Source organism: Bacillus sp. ISL-55, from assembly GCF_018613155.1.
Classification (GTDB): Bacteria; Bacillota; Bacilli; order Bacillales; family Cytobacillaceae; genus Mesobacillus.
The window spans coordinates 26,667-46,105 of record NZ_JAGGQU010000032.1 but is presented as its reverse complement, the minus strand read 5'-3'; the positions used below and the strand labels follow the sequence as shown (position 1 = coordinate 46,105).

Below are 19,439 nucleotides of genomic sequence, written 5' to 3'. Positions count from 1 at the left end.
AAATTTAGCTTAATTAATTTTTTAATAAATATTCTTTTACACGTAACCATTAAAACTTCATTTTTTCATTTATCTTAGTTCTGTTACTCTGGTGAATTTCTCAGTTATCGCTAAAGAGTTGTTCGGTATATTACCTTTAATTATCGCACCTGCACCTATAACACAATTGTCACCTATAGTTGTTCCTTTTAGGATAATAGCTCCTGCTCCTATCCAACAGTTTTTTCCTATAATCACATTATCGTATTTGTATTCTCCAGGAATCATTCCTTCACTACTGAAACTGTGATCATGGTCATATATACAAACATTAGGACCAAAGGCACAGCCATCTCCAATTTTGATATTATTTCTACATGCAATTATGCAGTTTCTATTAAAAAACACTTTGTTGCCAATAGATAAATTTGCTGAAGAAGTGATCGAACATCCATCTCTTGTATGCAAATTTTTTCCGATAAGTATTTTTCCATTGCCAATTGCCTTTATCTCTGTTCTCCAATTTATTGTATAACTAGTTTGTAATGAGATTTTATCTTTATAAATTATCTTAACCATTAAGCTCTTAACTATACTAGTAACTACTCTCTTAATTTTAGAAAATATCAAAATATACCTCCCCCCTCCGATCAAATTCTTCAATAGATAATTAAACTCTCTTAATTTTATGGTTTATTATTCTTTGCACAATCACTAATATTTCCTTTGTTATCTTATTCTCAAATATAAAATTAACAATAAATGTCATGAAAGATGCAATGGCTGTTACTATGGCAGAATTAACACACCAGCTTAACCAACTTTCCGATTCCATATTTATAAGGTATTTGAATAAAAATACGTTAATCAGCACAATAATAACAACAATTACTGAGCGTTTAATGGTTTTTGTAGGTGATTGTTTTAAAATTCTTTTATTTGAATAGAATATAATATCACTTGTTCTATATAAAAAAGATAAGATTGTTCCAAATAAAATACCATACATGCCATAAAACTGAACCAAAATTAATGAAGCTATTATATTAATTATTGCTTCAGTTATTGCCCTCCATTGAGTCTCTTTATAATAGCCTCCTGAATTAATTAAAGTTCCACCTGGAACCCTTAAATTATTAAAGATACTAACTACTACGAATAATGTTGCTAAAATATTATCTGTATAATTAACTTCTTCTACACCCGAAGTATATAAATTAACAAAAGGTACAATCATTACTGCGCATACTGAATATATTATAGAAATAAACATATAATAAATTTGTTCATACTTGTTATAAGCTATTTTCATTTGATTAATTTCATTCGAAGCTAGCATATGTCCAAAACTAGCCATGATACTCTGTGAAAAAACAAATGTTAGAAGGCTATATAAATAAGTAAAAACAAGATGATACACCGAGTAAATACTTACCAAAACCATGTTCCCAAACACTGTTAAAATAAGGACGTCAGTATTATTAACTACCAATCCAGCAATCTGATGTGTAAAAGCAGACCACCGCTTATTTAAAGCTGACATATCTGGTTTTATTTTTTTATTTAAAAAAGGATAATTCAACTTAACATATCTATTCATTAAAACTACAGTTAGTATTACCATGATAGCGGGAATTATTTGAACCAAGATTATTGATGCTTGAAACTTTATTAATATAATTTGTAGAATCCCTCGAAAAACCATAGAAATTATGTTACATAGACTATAAATATACATTTTTTGATCAGCAATCAACATTGCTTTGCTTTTGCTTGCTAAAAATGTTTCAAAAGTAAGAGTAAGTCCCATGGAAACCATTAGAAGAAATACTGTATTACTTGGTACTTCATTTATAAAATATGGCAAAATAAATGCAATTAAAGTTATAGCAATAACAAAATAAAAACCCGTTTTAATATAAAATTTGCGAATCGCGTTTAAAACCTCATTGATCCTGCTTGTTTCACCGGAAGTAAGTGGTGCATATAAAGCCTGTACAGAAGCTGTTGCTAATCCAGCATTCAACAAAGAAACGTAACTCATAATATTAGCTATTGTAGATGTAAGACCATGAATAGAAGGACCGTAGGTAGTCAATAGCATTTGTGGGATTAGAAAACCTAAAATCATGATTATAAGTTGATATACAGCTGCAATAGTAGTATTGTGAAATGTAACTCGTGTTTTACTTTTTTTCATAATTATTCCCCAAATACAACGATTCCAAAGTTCTCATACTACTTCTAATATCAAAGTCTTCTAATTTACCATAAGAAGTACCTTTATAATTGAAATCGAGTATCCTATCACTCCAAAGTTCAGGGCAGTCATCTAAATCAATCGACACAGTATTTTCAGATAAGAAAGCACTTTTAGTAATAGTATTAGATACAACGCATCTTACACCTGATGCCTGAGCCTCTATTAAACTAATAGGGAACCCTTCTTTAAATGATGGGAAAATAAATGTATCAAATGCATTTAATAATTCAGGTACATCTTGCCTTTTACCAATAAAACTCACTTTTTCTTGTAACCCATAATCTTTAACCAAGTCTTTTATAGAGTCCATCATTACCCCATCTCCTACTAATACCAAATGGGAGTTATGTCGTTTCTTTTGTACCTCATTAAACACTTTTATTATAAATTTATGATTCTTGACACCTTCAAACCTTCCTATATGACCTACTACAAATTCATCATCTCTTACCCCGATTTCCTCCAAAATAGTCTTCCTGTTTTTCTTGGGTTTTTTAAATTTCTCAATATCAATTCCATTATTAATAATTACGGTCTTATCAGTCTTGAAAATTAAATTACTATCTAACCTCATCTTTTCATGCAATGCAATAGGTATCATATCTTTTTTATGAATGCAGTAGTTTGTTGTGAACTTATAATCCTTATAATTTTTAATATACCTTCCTATTTCTGTATGGTAAGTATGAAAAAGTTTAGTATTTAACTTCTTTGAATTAATAGGGAATATATACTTATTTACAGCTTGATGTGTATGAAGTATATCTGGTTTTTCTTTTTCTATATATTTTTTCAAAAGATAGAACCTATTTAATAAATTTATAGTCTTGGTTAAAGGAGTTCTTGCATTTTTGAATTTTCTTTCATCATCGAGAAAGATCACTTTAATACCACAATCCCTGAGCAGTTTTTCATAAGGTGTATCTTTACTGGAAGAAAGACAAATAACTATACATTGAAATTGTTCTTTATCAATATGCAATGCATAGTCCTTAACAATCGTTTCAGCTCCACCCATTTCTAACGACCCTATCAATTGAATAACTTTTGTTTTCATTCTTTAACTCCCCTAGTAGAACGCTTATAAAGAAAATATGAAAGTGCATATACCAAACCTATTGATATAATAGTAGTATCTTTAAATATCAACACTACCCAATCTAATGTACTTGCACGAGAAATAGCAAAGAGAGAATTTAGGATTAACAACAAAATGGCGAACTTCCAAACCTTATATTCTTGAAGTATGGAATACCTATTAAAAATGAAACCTAATAATATATTAAATACGATCACTCCGATAATGCCAAAATCAGTCATTAACTCTGCAATATACGATGATCCCATTCCCATACCACCATAATAGTTATAAGGCATTATTAAATAACTAATAGTTTTTGAAAAGCTATTACCAAATAAAGCAGCTGATTCTGTATTTCCACCATAAAATGGAGTTGTGAAAAAGATTTCTGTTAATGTGTTACTTTTTAATAGATTAATCACCGGTCCAAACACGTAACTAATATTTGTACTCGGAAATTTATCTTTATACTCCATTGCATGTGAAATTAAATGTACACTCCCTCCTTGCGTTTGGAAAAAACTCACAAACAGATCCCAAAAAGAAGTATTACTAATAGCTTGACCAGCTCTTATAATAGAAACCAGTTTTAAAACTACAATTGCTATTGGCATAATTGCAATACCTGATAAAATCATTTTTTTAGTAAACCATTTCTCATTTAGGTTTAACTTATTCTTATTTATTTCTCTAAAGTACATATAAAATATAACAATTAGGACAGAAATAACAGCAGCGCTTCTTGCTCCTGTTAATATAGTCATTAGTTTACCCACTAAAAAGAGTATTAAATAAATTGATGTTTTTTTCTTTGGTGGCATAGTAGCTAGGTATAAGAAAAAAACAACATCATTAATTGCACTCATTATTTCTAATATTGAAATACCACTATAATTCGTATAATAAGACAAGTAGGAGGTATTCTTAATAAATATAATCTTATATATATTATTTATTAGTGCTCCCAGATAAGTTATAAAAAACAAAATAGAACTAATTTTTCTTATAGCAATTTTCATATCGTAGTTTTCTGTTTGTGAGGCATTTTTTGAAAAGACAAATTGAATCTTTATTCTTTCAGAAAACCAGCTTCCCATTAGTAGACATGCTAACGAGATATATAGTAGAAACATTGTTTTAATTATAACTTCAATTGAAAAGCTTGATTCCAAAACACCATCGTAAAAAGTACTCCACCATTCTCCCCCACCTAAAAATTGTACAAAATATCCTCCTAATAAAAATACAAAAAAGGTAAAGAGAAATAATAAATAAACAAATCTTCTTCTTAAGTCTATCAAACAATAAGTTACACTGGAGCAATATATTAAAAGCACTGCAATCACGTATAAATTTATACTTTCTAACCAATAAGCAGTTGCTAAGGTAAAAACAGAGCTAAATAAAAAGAAGATACTTAAAAATAAATTCATATCATCACCAAAACCTATTTAGGACAGACACTATTTAACTCTTTTATTAGACTTTCCTTAAATAAAGAGTAAGAAAATTGCTGTACCCTATTTTTTGATTTTTCCCCAAGTATTTTTCTTAGTTCTCGATTTTTTATCATAAAAATAATACCTTCAGCTAATTTTTCTTCACACTCTTCAATATATTTTCCATCATAATTACACGAACCAGACATTGGAGGCACAATAACACCGAATTCACAAACTTCCATATCCGTCGCTACTTTATTGTAATTTTCAAGTGATAGTATCTCTCTCGGGCCAGACTTACAATCTGTAGAAAGTATTGGTGTTTGAACAGCCATAGCCTCAACCAACGCATTAGGAAAGCCCTCACTCAACGAGGACATAACATATAAATCAGCTTTTTTCATATATTTATAAGGGTTACTTTTTCCTCCTAATAGAGTTACATTATTTTTGAGCCCCAACTCGTTAAGCAATTTCTTTAAAGTTTCTTTTTTATCACCATTCCCCAAAATAAATAAATGAGCCTTTGGTATTTCTTGTACTACTAAAGAGAATGCTTTAATTAAGTGGTTATATCCTTTCTGATCCGCAAGCCTTCCAGCAGAAACGATATTAAAGCATTCAGGTCTAAAAATATTATTCTCCATTTCTTCTTGAGCGAGACACTCAATATGGTCAATATCATATGGGTTGTATATAACCCGATTAGAATCCAAAGGTATCTTCCAGGTTCTCTCAGCCTCTTCAGCTATCACTTTTGACACACTATTAACTGAATCTGCCCTATTAACAATCCATTTATCTAAAGCTTTAGTCGTAAATGGCTTTGTTAGCCAATCGTAGGATCGAATCCCCATTATTATTTTTTCTTTACCTTTAGTTAATGAATTCAAATAATTAGGATACATTCCAAATGAAAATACAGCATCTGGATTTAAGTCCCGTTTCATTTCTTTTACAGACTTAATACGCTTTATCATGTTTATTGCCTTATTTACTTTTCCACTATTGGGTGGGAGATTTAAGTCATATACATCAAAATCTAAATTATATTCTGCCTCTGCCTTATAAAGAGTTACTATAGTTGTTTCAAAATCGTCTTTAAGTAATTGATTTGCAATAAATACAACTCTCTCCATTCCACCAAACTTTAAACCACCAATTAAAAAAACTACTTTTTTTTTCATGATTACCCCCATCAAGTTACCTATATAACTCTTGCTGGTACTCCTACGACTGTACAATTATCTGGAACATCTTTCAAAACAACAGCATTCGCTCCTACATTAACATTATTTCCAATTCTAATATCTCCTAGAATACAAGCCCCTGCTCCAATTGTGCAATTTTCACCTATTATGGGTGCCGCTTTCCCATTACGTCCTCCAAGAGTAACATTCTGGTAAATAACTGTGTTGGCACCTACTTTACTTTTCTGATGAATTACTATTCCAATAGCATGTGCTATATTAACCCCTTTGCCCAATTCAACTGTATATGGTATATAACAACTAAATAATATATGAATTATTCTCCACACTATAATTGCAAAAAACTTCATATGATGCTTATAAAAAAAACGCTCCAGCCTATATAATTTCATTACGATCGATAATTTTTCATGGCTATTTTTTTTCATAAGCAGCTTCCTCCTCACTAGTTAGCGATAAGTAAAAATCTAATAATTTATTTGCTTCTTGCTTTATATTAAATCCTGCTTTTTCCAGTTGATTTGTTACCCTGTTTCTTCTATTATGATCTTTCTTTTTCAATATTGCATTTGCCCATACATCTATTTCTTCATTTAAACTTAGTATTACATTATTATCTAGGATGTCTACTTCATCTGGAATATTATCTGAGTAAATACATGGCAAACCTGCTGCTTGTGCTTCAATTAAAACTATACCCAATCCCTCAAATCGAGAGGGGAATATAAGAGCATCAAATGTTTGCATAATTTCAGAAATATCACTTCTCTGACCTAAGAGAATTACATCGTTTTTTAATCCACTCTTTATAATCTGGTTATTTATTTCTTCATATAATGGACCATCGCCAACTAATAACAGAACACTATCTTCGTTCATTTCTTTAATTTTCTTAAAAACTTTTATTAAAAAATTATGATTCTTTTCTGCACTAAACCTTCCAACATGCCCTACAACATATTTCCCTTCCACACCTAGATGTTTCCTTATATTTTCTCTGGTCGTCTCATTGTACATAAATCTATTAATATCAATTGCATTGTTTAACACCATAGATTTCGAAGAATATCTAAACTTTTTTCCAAAAAGAAAGCTTCCAGCAGCAACTGAGCAAGCCAACCATCTAGTAGCATTCCTTTGAATCGGTAAGCACATTAACCAATTTCTAAATCCCTTTATTTTACTATCCGAATATTTAGTAGAATGACTATGTGAAATACATTCTTTAATTCCAAATTTCTTTGCGATAGGGAATACTATGGAGTCAATCTGGTTAAAGTGGGAATGTATAATATTATATTTTGTTTGATGACATTTAAAGAAATCATTAATAGCTCCATAAAAACTCACAACATTAGCTATACTTAGTTGAGGCATATAGTATACATTACCACCATAAGATTTTACCTCGTCAATATAAGTATGTTCTTTATCTCTAGTAATTAAAAAATCAAACTGAACTTTATCTCTATCAACATTTCTATAATAATTCATTATTACATTAGCTACCCCTGATTTTTGATATAACGTATCTAGTATATGCAAAACTCTGACCATTAATATGCTCCTCAATATTATTAACTCAACTTTCATCTACAGAACAAGTATAAATTATTATTCCAACTTATTTGAATTAAAAATAATGCTTTTTAAGAGCATTAAAAATAAAAAATAACGTATTAAAAGTTGCAAAAAATGGATTTAATTTCTCTTGGTATGTTTGAATACTCCAAACTTGCTTTATACTTTTCCACTTATTAGATGATAAAGAGGAATTACTAACACGATATTTAACTAGAGCCTCATTGACTCCATATGCTTCTTTACCATCTCTTAACAACTGTAACCATGTAGCATAATCTTGACCTGACCTTATTAGTGGCATTCTAAAATCACCAGTAATATCTCGATCTATAACAATAGAAGAAGTCGCCATCATAGTGTTCTTCAATAAAAATTTATAATCCAATATTTCTTTTACATCTCTTTTACCTTTAATTAAAATATCATTTTCATTAATCATCTCAATTGCGGTATAGCAAATTGGCGCTTTGGTCTTCTTCATTAACTCTAATTGTATTCGCATTTTGCTTTTATCCCACAAATCATCACTATCTAAAAAAGCAATATATCTGCCGCTTGCTAATTCTAGAGCTTTATTTCTAGCTACAGCTGCCCCTGAATTCCTTTCAAGACGGTGATAAACTATATTTTGGTTATTCTTTTTATAGTTATTTATTATTAGTTCTGAGTCATCGGTAGAACAATCATCTACCAAGACTATTTCAAGAAACTTATAATCCTGGTTAAGCACAGAATCCAGTGTTTTACTAATATACCTATCTGAATTATATATTGGTATAATTACTGATACTAAATCTTTGTCAAAATGTGTGGCCACTTATTATTAACACTCCCTTTGCAAGGGATTCTCAATCCTACTTTGCAGTATTTTTAATAAATATTATTTTTTAATAAATTGGTGTTAACCACTTAGAGTAGGCATCAACTTCCCCATACACTACTTTCAAATAAATCCCTTTTATTTCTTCAGTCACCTTACCGGCTGTTTCATCTCCCACACTAATTCCATCCACACTTAGAACTGGTACAACTTCCATAGCAGATCCACATAGAAAAATTTCATCACAAATATACAATTCTGTTCTATCAATTTCTCTTTCCAAAACTTCAATATTTAAGTCCTTCGCTAATGCTATAATAGTATCCCTTGTAATACTCTCTAAAATAGAAGCAGTAACTGGTGGTGTAATCAATACACCATCCCTAACAATGAAAAGACACGATCCAGGTCCCTCAGCTATTTTCCCCTGGTTATTCATAAGAATGGCTGAATCATAACCATTTTCAAGTGCTTCCATCTGAGCCATTCTACTATTAATATAATTAGCGCCTACTTTTACTTTGGGGGACATATTTCTATCGCTAATACGTTCCCATGAACTAACACAACATTTCAAACCTGGTTTTGATGAATTTAAAGTGCGTCCCTTTGGAATCGGAGCAATAAACATATTTACTGGACCCTTTGAACTCCATGAACCAAAGCCATCTATAAAGACAGTTTGTCTTACTGCAATATCTTCTTTGTATTCGTTTGCCTTAATTACATCAACTAGGCCTTGTTTTAATTCCTCAATTGAATACTTATCTTCCATACGAAACATTTTCATTGAATCTTTTAATCTTTTGTAATGTTCAGGTAAACGGAATGCAAATAATTGCTGTTTTTCTTCATTCCAATAACAACGAATACCCTCAAATACATTAGCTCCAAATTGAGATGATGGTGCTAAAACATTTATTGTTGCATCTTCTAGTCGCACTATCCTTCCACCGAGCCAAATAAATCTATTATTATTATTATTATTATTATTATTCATTCCGTTTCCTCCAAAAGTTCACTCTTAACTTTTTAATTATCAATTACAGGATACTAATTTGTTACATATGCTTTATTCGTTTTCAGATTTCTTTAAAGATCGAGCATTTGCCATAACTTTTTCTTGGGCTTTGATTGCTAGTTCCTCATCGGAACAAGTTGCAGCTGTCTCGTCTTTAACTTCATATATATCTTTCATTGTAAAGACATTCAGTATTGTAAGAATGATAATCTTTACATCAATTAAAATACCGTATTTCTTAAATAAATCAATGTAGCGATTATCATGTATAACTTTTTCATCCCATGGTAATTCATTTCTTCCACTTACTTGTGCTAGGCCTGTAACACCAGGTAAAACTGTAAACCTTCTTTTATATTGGGCATTCAAGTCTTCATAATTTCCAAGTTCATATGAAACTGGTGGTCTGGGGCCAACTATTGACATATCCCCTTTAATAACATTAATCAGTTGAGGAAGCTCATCCAAGCTAGTACGCCTTAGAAAGCCACCAACTTTAGTTACCCTAAAATCATTCTCATAATTAAATAAACCTGCTCCCATATTCTCTGCATTTTCAATCATAGTTCTGAATTTATACATAGTAAACACAACACCATTTTTGGTTAATCTACCTTGTTTAAATAAAACAGATCCTTTGGAATCTAACTTTATAGCAATTGGTATTAACAAAAACAGTGGGGAGAAAATTAACAATGCTATTAATGAAATTAGAATATCCATAAATCTTTTAAGCAAAAAGTTCAAATTGTATACCTCCATTTTACACAATTAAAATTCATAAGTTTGAAAGACATCATTAAAAGTTTCTCTATGTTTAATAACTTCAATAGTCTTAGATTCATCGTCATAATCAACTACAGCAAAATTAGGAAGAATAAATGGCGGTTTTAAAACCACTGAATAAGAGCCAACATTGTCAAAAAGCACATAATCTCCAACAGCCATTTCACCATCAAATCCACGATATAGGTAATCAGATTCGATACAAGTGTACCCTCCAAAATCTAAATCCGTATACATTTCCAATTTATCTTTATTATTAACATTGTGAAAAACTTGTACTGGAGGGTTCTTTTTATTAAGAGTTGGATTGATGTTATAAATGCTACCGGCTAAGGTTGCTATTTTCTTCCCCCTTATATCTTTTATATTAATAACCTTTGCTGCGAATTTCATTGCATCTCCAACAAGAGCACTTCCTGGTTCAATTATTAATTTAGGTTGCTTTGATGGCTCAACATTCTTGTAAAAATCACTAAACTGTGTTGCCACAACTTGAGCATAATCTTCATAAGTAGGGATATCATAGTCAAACTGCGCTTTTAATGATGGCGCCATCTTTCCAAACAAACCTCCACCTACACTGATAAATTTCGGTGGCTCTTCAAAATACTTTGCTACTAATTTAAGCATTCCCTCCGGTCTGCCTGACCATGTTTCTATAAATCTTGTAGCAAAGTGACAATGCAAACCAATAAGCTTAATATTATGTGCATCATTTATTGAATTAATAGCTTTAGTAAAATCTTCAGATTCAACATCAAAACCAAACCTAGATTTAACACCATCATTAATATCAAAATTACATCTAAGACCTACACAGAGTTGGTTTTCAGGATAATTAGATGCTATCTCTTTTATAATTTCTAATTCATAATTAGAGTCAATATTAACAGTCCCACCATCTAACAATAACTTTTCAACAGCACTAGGATTTTTATAAGGCCCGTTATAGTAAATATTTTGTGGTGCAACTCCTATTTTCAAAGCAATATTGTACTCCATATCTGACACAACTTCTGCAAATCCGCCATTATCATTCACTATCTTACATAACTTAGGTATATAATTTGTTTTGTAAGAATAAGCGATATGCGTATTAGGATAAATATCTCTAAAAGCCATTTCTAGTTCTTGGTAGTTCCTTTTAAATTGTTTAGAATCTAGCAAGTAAAATGATTCCCCATGTATTTCACTAATTTCTTTTAAAATACTAAAATTAATATTCATCATTCTTCCTCCAACCTAATTTATAAATTCTAAAAACTGTTACACTATTATGTTTTTATCTTTAGTGTTTATCTAGTAATGCTGTATACAATATCGGAAACCTTTTGGTCGATAATTTTTTTGTTATTATGATAATAGGATTCTGATTTGTTTTTTAACTGAACTTCAAAATCTTTAATTTCCTTAATGCCTGATTTGAATAAGTCACTAACTTTATCTAAATTATTAAATACATTTAAATCACAAAAGCTTCTAGATAAAATAGCCATACTGGAACCTAAACGATAATGTTCTCCTATAATATTTTCAGCTGGAAGGGCACCTTGTCCTACCTGCGCAATCCCCCCAAAACCGTAGGTAATTCCTTTTCCTTTGATTTTATTGCAAAGAGACTCTACCATACCATTCACTAAAAGTTCAAACATAAACTGCATACCATAACTTAAGTGAAGGTCGTTTAATCCAATATGAATGTAGTCAATACCTTTAATGCTTAAAATAGCATCGATATTTTCAACAGCTTCTGCTGTTTCTAACAATAAACAAGTTTTGACTCTACCATTAACATAATCCACAAAAGTTTGAACCTCTTCTACAGTCTTAAAGAATGGGAGCATAATAATGTCAGCACCATCTTTAATAACTTTATTAATCTCTTGCTCGGAACCTTCATATATTGGGTTAACCCTAACTAGTAACTCCGCTTTAGTTAGTACTCGCCTAATTTTCTTTACATCATTTATACTGTGACGAGATATTACTGTGTCTAAATGACCTTGCCTCTCATCTTTACCATTAATCTCGAGGTCAATAAAAACCCAATCAACTTGACTGTTTTCTGCTATTTTCGCAACATTTTCATCATTTGTAATATACATTAACTTCAATCCCATGTAGAAGCACCCTTTCATATTTCTACTCTCTATGACTAATTACCTGATAGTACTATCAACCTTATAAATTAAAAACAATTAATCTAATTAAGTTAAAACGCTATTTAGTTGGCTAGTGCTTAGTTAGAACTCCACTCTTTTCAAACCAACTACTAACCCACTAAACCTAATCTACTTCTGATACTCACCTCGTAATATCTATTCAATCTACAAAGCAAATACGAATTAGATATTCTTAAATTTAATCGCTTAACTGAGAGTTTCTTCCTATTATATATACCATTCAATCAACCTATAATTCTCACTAAAACACCTGCGAAAGGCTTCTAGCATCTTAAATGATTATATGATGACGATTGTCAGTTCCTATTTAACATTCAATCATAACCAGAAGGACGAAAGGCCTAAAAAGAAAGCCCCAGCCCAGTTCCTATCCTCCTCTAGAGAAAATGAGCCAGACTACCATCTTTCTTAAAGAAACCTAACCCCACTTTCATCATTACCTTAGTCCTCTTTATCAGGAACTGCAATTCCGAACAAGACTCCCGTAATAATTATAGCTGCCTACAACCCACCAATGTATAACCCATGGAATTCAACATAAGCACACGCCTTAATTAAACTCTTGCACTGGGTAAATCCTCAAGAGTCCAAGCTCAAAAAAACACCCCGGATCCATGTAAACTAAAAATGAACCCGGGTAATTGGATATTATTGAACTTTTTCCTTTGACATAACCTCCTCAAGATAAGCAAGCAACTCAGATCGAAGCTCTTCATTCTTCAACGCAAACTCCACAGTAGTCTTCACGAACCCAATCTTCTCCCCAACATCATATCGCTTGCCCTCAAAATCATAGGCAAACACTCGTTGGATTTGATTTAACTTCTGTATTGCATCTGTCAACTGAATTTCCCCACCAGCACCAGTCTCCATTTGATTCAAGAACATAAATATTTCTGGAGTTAGAACATATCTGCCCATAATCGCAAGATTAGACGGTGCTGTTCCTGGTGCAGGCTTTTCAACAAAATTCTCAACCCGATACCTTCTTCCGCTCTGAACCGCAGGTTCAACAATTCCGTAACGATGAGTTTCCTCATCTGGTACTGTTTGCACACCAATCACAGAAGAATGAGTTTCTTCGTACTGTTCAATAAGCTGACGCAAACACGGAGTCTCACTCTGAACGATATCATCACCAAGGAGAACGGCAAATGGTTCATCACCAATAAAGTTTCTTGCACACCATACTGCATGCCCTAGACCTTTAGGTTCCTTCTGCCTAATATAATGAATGTCCGCTAGATTGGTAGAATACCGAACCTTCTCAAGAATATCCAACTTACCTTTTTCCAAAAGATTCTGTTCAAGCTCATGGGCAAAGTCAAAATGATCCTCAATCGCGCGCTTTCCCTTACCAGTTACTATGATAATATCCTCAATACCAGATGCAATTGCCTCTTCAACTATATATTGAATTGTCGGCTTATCAACAATTGGAAGCATTTCCTTTGGCATTGCTTTCGTTGCCGGCAAGAATCTAGTCCCTAAGCCTGCTGCCGGAATAATTGCCTTTCTAACTTTTTTCATTTTTTTGCCCCCTTATTACTTTGCCACCAAGAAGATTTTGTTCTTTTTCCGATTCGCTAAATTGATGACATACTCTTTAAGTTGTTGAGAATTAAAATTCTCAAATCGCTCTAGAAGGTAAGTGATTTCTTCTTCCTGATCTAACACAGCTTTCCCAATGAAAATCTTTGGAAATATCGGCTCTGGATGTATTTCTTTTTCATTTAACAACTCTTCAAACATCTTTTCTCCGGGTCTCAACCCAGAATACTTGATTCCAATCTCTTCTATTGTATATCCCGACAATCTAATCAAGTTTTTCGCTAGGTCTGTAATTTTGACCGGCTCACCCATATCCAGGACGAATATCTCCCCGCCACGGGCAAGTGATCCGGCTTGGATAACGAGTCGTGATGCTTCAGGGATCGTCATGAAGTATCTTGTCATATCAGGATGGGTCACCGTAACCGGTCCGCCAGCCTGGATTTGTTTTTTAAATAACGGGATAACACTTCCCCGGCTGCCAAGTACGTTTCCGAAACGGACAGCAACAAACTTTGTCTTGCTGTGCTGATCCAACTGCTGGATAATCATCTCAGCAATTCGCTTCGTTGAGCCCATCACGTTTGTAGGGTTTACAGCTTTGTCAGTAGAGACCAGTACAAATGTTTCCACACCAAAAGTATCCGCTGCTTCTGCGGTATTCCTTGTTCCGAACACATTGTTCTTTACCGCTTCTCTAGGGTTGTACTCCATCAATGGCACATGCTTATGTGCAGCGGCATGATAGACAACATTCGGTTTATATTCTTCCATTACTTCAAACATCCGATCACGGTCCTGGACATCACCAATGACGGGAATAATCTCGATGACCTTGCCATATTGATTTCTCAGCTCCATATCAATGGTATAGATACTGTTCTCTCCGTGTCCTACAAGCACTAGTTTTTCAGGGTTGAAACGGCAGATTTGGCGACAAATCTCTGATCCTATCGATCCACCAGCTCCCGTCACTAGAACTGTTTTACCAGTAACATATTCAGAGATACCCTCGATATCCAGCTTGATTGGCTCACGCCCAAGCAGATCTTCCACTTCCACATCGCGGAACTGGCTGACGGATACTTTTCCAAGCATGACGTCTTCAATCTTTGGCATGATTTGTGTCTTGATATTCGTTTTCGCGCATTCTTCAAAGATACGATTTAGTTCTTCCTTTTTTAATGAAGGTATAGCAATGACGATTTTATCAATTTGATATTTTTCTACAGCCGCTACAATATCTGTAGATGTTCCTGTTACAGGAACCCCCAAAATATGCAGCTTGTATTTACGTGGGTCATCATCGATAAAAGCTGCTGATACCATACCGAGCTCGGGGTTGTTCTTCAGTTGCCTTGCCAACAATGTCCCAGCCTGCCCAGCACCTACGACCAATACTCGCTTAGTATCCTGATCAGGCTTGATATATCTGTCACGATATATCCTCCATACGAAGCGTGACCCACCAATCATTAACACGAGAATTGACCATGTACTAAATAGCACTCTCCCATAAAACGGCAATCCAAATGCGAATTGGAATACCGCTACTGTCAGGACCGCAAGAGATACCGCCCTAAAAATGCTCACTAGTTCACCAATGCTCGCATATTCCCAGGCCTTATTATAAAGCTGTAAGAGTGACGCGAATAAATGATAGCTGCTAACCAGGACAATCGCACTTATAAAAAGATTTTCGTAACTGAAGGTTTCAAGTGATGGATGAAGTGGTATGTAACTTAAGTAAATTGCTGATAACACAATCAATGAATCAAGACCAGCTAAAGCTAATAACCGTTTATGGTAACTCATCATATTCCCCCTTTTCATAATTAACACTTTCCTTTGCTAAAGGCTCACTGACAAAATAAATATCTAATGGAAATCCATGTGTCTTGACATGCACTTTCATTAGATATCTATCTTCAATATTAAAATTATTGGGCATCTAACCCACCCTCACACCACACTATTGACAACCGAAGTGTCTAAGGAGTACAACTTTGTATCCCACAGCGTGGTCGAGTGCCTCCATTGGTAACGGGCAGGAGGCATCGCCGGTCAGTTCTTCTGACTAATTGTATGTTAAATCTGGTTGATATTTAAAAAATCCCGAGGAACTTTTTCTTTTTAATTGGTTCCGGAGTGTCCTGGTAGACATGATTCCCTTGTACCAATAACTCTGCGTTTTCTTGAAAGAAGTAGACTAGGTCGATCCCGTATTTTGATTGAATTATATCCATCGTTTCTGCCATCTTGAAGCCTCTACTTCCCACATTATGAGCATCTGACGCAATAAAGTGAGTAAGATTGGCTTCAATTAATTGGAATGAGAAGTTTCTTATTTTCTTGCCGAAATGTCCGCTCACGCTTGAAGCTGTCACCTGTGTCAGCGCGCCCTTTTTCACAAGATTATATAGTACTTCAGGGCGTTCAATGATTTCCTGGTTTCTCTCAGGGTGGACTATGATTGGCGTGATTTCTTTTAGCTGCAAGTCGAACAGAAGTGTTTCTGCATACCTCGGAACATGGTTCGAAGGAAACTCGACAAATACATATTGAGTATGGTTTAGACTCAATATCTCGTTATTTTCGATCCCTTCAATCACTTCCCCATATAACCGTACTTCCTGGCCGGGGAGGATCTTCAGGTCAATTCCCTCGCTAGTTAATGCCTGATTTACTTCTTCTACTTTAGGAATGATCAATTCCTTTGGGTTATCGTATTTACTATTTTTATGGTGAGGAGTGGCGATGATTGTATGAATTCCTTCATCGACGGCTGCACGCGCCATTTTGATCGTATCTTCCATACTCTGGGCTCCATCGTCAATTCCCGGCAATATGTGACAATGTATGTCAATCATCGCTAATCCCCTTCCTTTTAAATGTAAATTTTTTAAGACTTTTATAATACTAGCATGCTATTACTATACCTACAAGGGGATGTTTTTGTCGAATCGTGTCAATTCGTCCCGTAGTAATAATATTGTTCATTTCCGTCCATCTTTTTATTGTTGAGCACCACTCCAAGAAGCTTACCCTTCGCTGCATTGAGCAGATCTTTCGCTTTAACAGCTTGCTCTTGTTCCGTCTTGCCAGAGCTCACGACAAGAATCGTTCCGTCACATTGATTCGCAAGAATTTGCGCATCCGTCACTGCAAGGACTGGAGGTGTGTCAAATAGAATCACAGAGAAGTTCTTTGAAGCTTCTTCAATAAAGTGCTGCATTGCTCTTGATGACAATAACTCAGATGGATTCGGAGGAATTGGCCCACTTGAAAGCACCATAAGGTTCGCAACATCCGTCAGTTTAACCGCATCCAACATTGGAGTTTGGTTAGTCAATACACTAGTTAAGCCTACAGAGTTCGTTTGATTAAAAGTATAGTGAACAGTCGGCTTTCTCATATCTGCATCAACAATCAAAACTTGTTTACCCTGCTGGGCAAATGTCACGGCAAGGTTAGCTGCAGTCGTTGACTTTCCTTCCCCTGGTCCAGTGGATGTTACCATTAACGTAGTAATTTCATTATCAATAGAAGAAAAGTGGATATTTGTCCTGATTGTTCTGTACTGCTCTGAAATCGGTGATTTCGGATCCAGCTTTGTAATCAGCTTTCTTTTGTTGTCCATCAGTTTCTTCTTTGTTGTTTTCTTATTTAGAGCCAAGGGACTCACCTCTCATCCTGCTATTGCTTTCCTGCCGGCTGCTTCTATCCTTCGTGTCACCAATCGTCGCAATGACACCGAGAACTGGCATGCCAAGAACTTTTTCCACATCTTGTTCTGTCTTGATTGTGTTATCAAGATATTCCATTAAGAATGCTAAACCTACACCTGCCATCAAACCGACTACTAACGCGATTGCGATGTTAAGAAGCGGTTGAGGCTTGATCGGCGATTGATTTTCAACTACTGCTGCTTTCGCAAGGATGTTAACATTGTCCACATTCATGAGAGTGACGATTTCTCTTTGGAATACTTCTGCCGTTTTATTTGCAATATCTGCTGCCTTTTTGGCATCAGGATCTTGAACAGTAATATTTACAACCTGGGAATTCTGCTCACTTTGAACGTTAATTTTTCCCATCAGTTCGTTTGCTGCCATATTTAAATCCAGCTCTTTGCTTACTAATTCCAAAATAGCTGAACTCTTGATGATTACGTTATACGTATTGATTAACTGCAAGTTCGTCTGTACTTCGCCGACACTATATGCCGCCTGGTCATCCTTTGATTTGTTGACTAATATTTGTGTTGATGCCTGGTATATGGGTGTCAGGAAAAAGAAACTGATGATCCCGCTGATTAGTACTGCAATCAATGTGACTACTAAAATCAAATTCAATCTTTTCCTTAATGTCTGCATTAATTCCTTTAAGCTGATAGTCTCTTCCATTTGCTCCTCCATTAATTCTGAATTAAAACATGAAGTATTATATCATAAATTGTTGTTTTTTTTGGTTTTTCTTGTCATAATTTTAATGATATTGTAATTTTTTTATCCCACTTCTTAATTTAACAGGATATTACAGTGCCGTATAGGGGTTTTTTGGCATTGGAATTATTTTCAAAGTTTAAGATGAGATTCTTGGTTAAATAAATATATTTGGAGGTTAATTATGAAATCCTTTTTAACTACAATCCTGGCAATCCTATGCGGAGTGGTCTTGCTATGGGGTAATTTCCATTGGAACGACAAGACTGCTGTTAAGGTTGATGGAGCCAGCGTAAATACTGCGGCTGAGAAGCCCGTTGAGAAAAGTTCAGAAGAAAAAGATCAGGTGGCAGAAGAGGGAGCAGATTTACTGTCACTAACAAAGAATTGGCCTGCAGAAGCAGCGGAGACCTTCAAACTGGCTCAGGAAGAAGGACGCGCCTACAAGATTTTAATCGTCGGTTCTTCGGCATTGGGAGAGGAACCTACTGGCTGGGCTTACCTAACGAAGGAAGGATTGATCCAGGCGTTCGGTGAAGAAAACTTGACGGTCGAAATAATGGAATTTGAAAAGACATCGCTACAGTTTGTACAAGAAAATAATCAGGAAGAGCTGGCATCATCGCAAGCTGACCTGATTATCTTTGAGCCATTCACTTTAAACGATAATACGAATGGAGTCGGCACAGAAAATTCACTGATCAATATCCAGACTGTTTTAAATCATATAGAAGAAGTAAGTGCGGATACAGCCGTTATCCTAACACCTCCAAACCCTTTGTATAACGCGAAATATTACCCGATTCAGGTTGATGCCCTGAAGGAATACACAGAGGAAAATGGCATCTCATACCTTGACCATTGGACAGCATGGCCTGCACTGGATTCAGAAGAGATGAATGACTATTTAACCAACGGTTCACCAAATGAACAGGGCCATGAATTGTGGGCGAATTATATGCTGGATTATTTGGTTTCGAAAAATTAATTCCTTTCATATCAACGCTCTTCCCTATGTGGAAGGGCTTTTTTAATGCCGGAATAGCATGTAACGATAAAAACTCTGATCAATG

At 34.3% G+C, this 19,439-nt stretch carries 18 protein-coding genes; 1 reads left to right on the top strand and 17 read right to left on the bottom strand.

The features are described from left to right. Positions 1-69: 69 nt before the first annotated feature. From J7E32_RS15825 to J7E32_RS15745, 17 genes are all read right to left on the bottom strand, one after another. Positions 70-609 (bottom strand): acyltransferase, encoded by a 540-nt coding sequence (locus J7E32_RS15825; protein ID WP_214909110.1) that lies wholly within the window; start codon positions 607-609, stop codon positions 70-72. Between the two features lie 40 nt (positions 610-649). Continuing rightward, entirely contained in the window at positions 650-2,179 is a 1,530-nt protein-coding gene (locus J7E32_RS15820; RefSeq protein WP_214909108.1) for a lipopolysaccharide biosynthesis protein, read from the bottom strand. Next, positions 2,166-3,299 carry a glycosyltransferase gene (locus tag J7E32_RS15815; protein WP_214909106.1) on the bottom strand — a complete coding sequence of 378 codons (1,134 nt, stop codon included), beginning with the start codon at positions 3,297-3,299 and terminating at the stop codon, positions 2,166-2,168. Before J7E32_RS15815 ends, J7E32_RS15820 begins: the two co-directional genes overlap by 14 nt. Next, positions 3,296-4,756, bottom strand: coding sequence for an O-antigen polysaccharide polymerase Wzy family protein (locus tag J7E32_RS15810; protein ID WP_214909104.1), 1,461 nt, complete (start codon positions 4,754-4,756; stop codon positions 3,296-3,298). Before J7E32_RS15810 ends, J7E32_RS15815 begins: the two co-directional genes overlap by 4 nt. A 14-nt stretch (positions 4,757-4,770) precedes the next feature. Beyond that, a complete protein-coding gene (locus tag J7E32_RS15805) occupies positions 4,771-5,952 on the bottom strand; it encodes a glycosyltransferase (protein WP_214909102.1) in 1,182 nt (393 codons plus the stop codon). Between the two features lie 20 nt (positions 5,953-5,972). Beyond that, entirely contained in the window at positions 5,973-6,404 is a 432-nt protein-coding gene (locus J7E32_RS15800) for a serine O-acetyltransferase (protein WP_214909100.1), read from the bottom strand. Then, positions 6,391-7,533, bottom strand: coding sequence for a glycosyltransferase family 1 protein (locus J7E32_RS15795; protein ID WP_214909098.1), 1,143 nt, complete (start codon positions 7,531-7,533; stop codon positions 6,391-6,393). Before J7E32_RS15795 ends, J7E32_RS15800 begins: the two co-directional genes overlap by 14 nt. A 76-nt stretch (positions 7,534-7,609) precedes the next feature. Continuing rightward, on the bottom strand, positions 7,610-8,377 hold the full coding sequence (locus J7E32_RS15790) for a glycosyltransferase family 2 protein (RefSeq protein ID WP_214909096.1): 768 nt from the start codon (positions 8,375-8,377) through the stop codon (positions 7,610-7,612). A gap of 70 nt (positions 8,378-8,447) precedes the next feature. Next, the gene (locus J7E32_RS15785) at positions 8,448-9,380 is read right to left on the bottom strand and encodes a branched-chain amino acid transaminase (RefSeq protein ID WP_214909094.1); all 933 of its coding nucleotides are present in this window, start codon (positions 9,378-9,380) and stop codon (positions 8,448-8,450) included. A 72-nt stretch (positions 9,381-9,452) separates the two neighbouring features. Continuing rightward, positions 9,453-10,124, bottom strand: a complete 672-nt coding sequence (locus J7E32_RS15780) for a sugar transferase (protein ID WP_286183316.1) — start codon at positions 10,122-10,124, stop codon at positions 9,453-9,455. Positions 10,125-10,172: 48 nt separating this feature from the next. After that, complete coding sequence (locus tag J7E32_RS15775; protein ID WP_214909090.1) at positions 10,173-11,417, bottom strand: type III PLP-dependent enzyme domain-containing protein; 1,245 nt, start codon at positions 11,415-11,417, stop codon at positions 10,173-10,175. A gap of 65 nt (positions 11,418-11,482) precedes the next feature. Further along, positions 11,483-12,307: an aldolase/citrate lyase family protein gene (locus tag J7E32_RS15770; protein ID WP_214909088.1), complete on the bottom strand. Its 825-nt coding sequence runs from the start codon at positions 12,305-12,307 to the stop codon at positions 11,483-11,485. 711 nt (positions 12,308-13,018) lie between these two features. Then, positions 13,019-13,900, bottom strand: coding sequence for a UTP--glucose-1-phosphate uridylyltransferase GalU (galU, locus tag J7E32_RS15765; RefSeq protein ID WP_214909087.1), 882 nt, complete (start codon positions 13,898-13,900; stop codon positions 13,019-13,021). A gap of 15 nt (positions 13,901-13,915) precedes the next feature. Continuing rightward, the gene (locus J7E32_RS15760) at positions 13,916-15,736 is read right to left on the bottom strand and encodes a polysaccharide biosynthesis protein (RefSeq protein WP_214909137.1); all 1,821 of its coding nucleotides are present in this window, start codon (positions 15,734-15,736) and stop codon (positions 13,916-13,918) included. A gap of 290 nt (positions 15,737-16,026) precedes the next feature. Continuing rightward, positions 16,027-16,791 (bottom strand): tyrosine-protein phosphatase, encoded by a 765-nt coding sequence (locus tag J7E32_RS15755; RefSeq protein WP_214909085.1) that lies wholly within the window; start codon positions 16,789-16,791, stop codon positions 16,027-16,029. Between the two features lie 98 nt (positions 16,792-16,889). Next, the gene (locus tag J7E32_RS15750) at positions 16,890-17,561 is read right to left on the bottom strand and encodes a CpsD/CapB family tyrosine-protein kinase (protein WP_214909135.1); all 672 of its coding nucleotides are present in this window, start codon (positions 17,559-17,561) and stop codon (positions 16,890-16,892) included. Between the two features lie 22 nt (positions 17,562-17,583). Beyond that, positions 17,584-18,327 (bottom strand): YveK family protein, encoded by a 744-nt coding sequence (locus J7E32_RS15745; protein ID WP_214909083.1) that lies wholly within the window; start codon positions 18,325-18,327, stop codon positions 17,584-17,586. Positions 18,328-18,550: 223 nt separating this feature from the next. On the opposite strand from J7E32_RS15745, the gene J7E32_RS15740 reads away from it, so the two are divergent. Further along, complete coding sequence (locus J7E32_RS15740) at positions 18,551-19,354, top strand: SGNH/GDSL hydrolase family protein (RefSeq protein WP_214909081.1); 804 nt, start codon at positions 18,551-18,553, stop codon at positions 19,352-19,354. Positions 19,355-19,439: the final 85 nt, after the last annotated feature.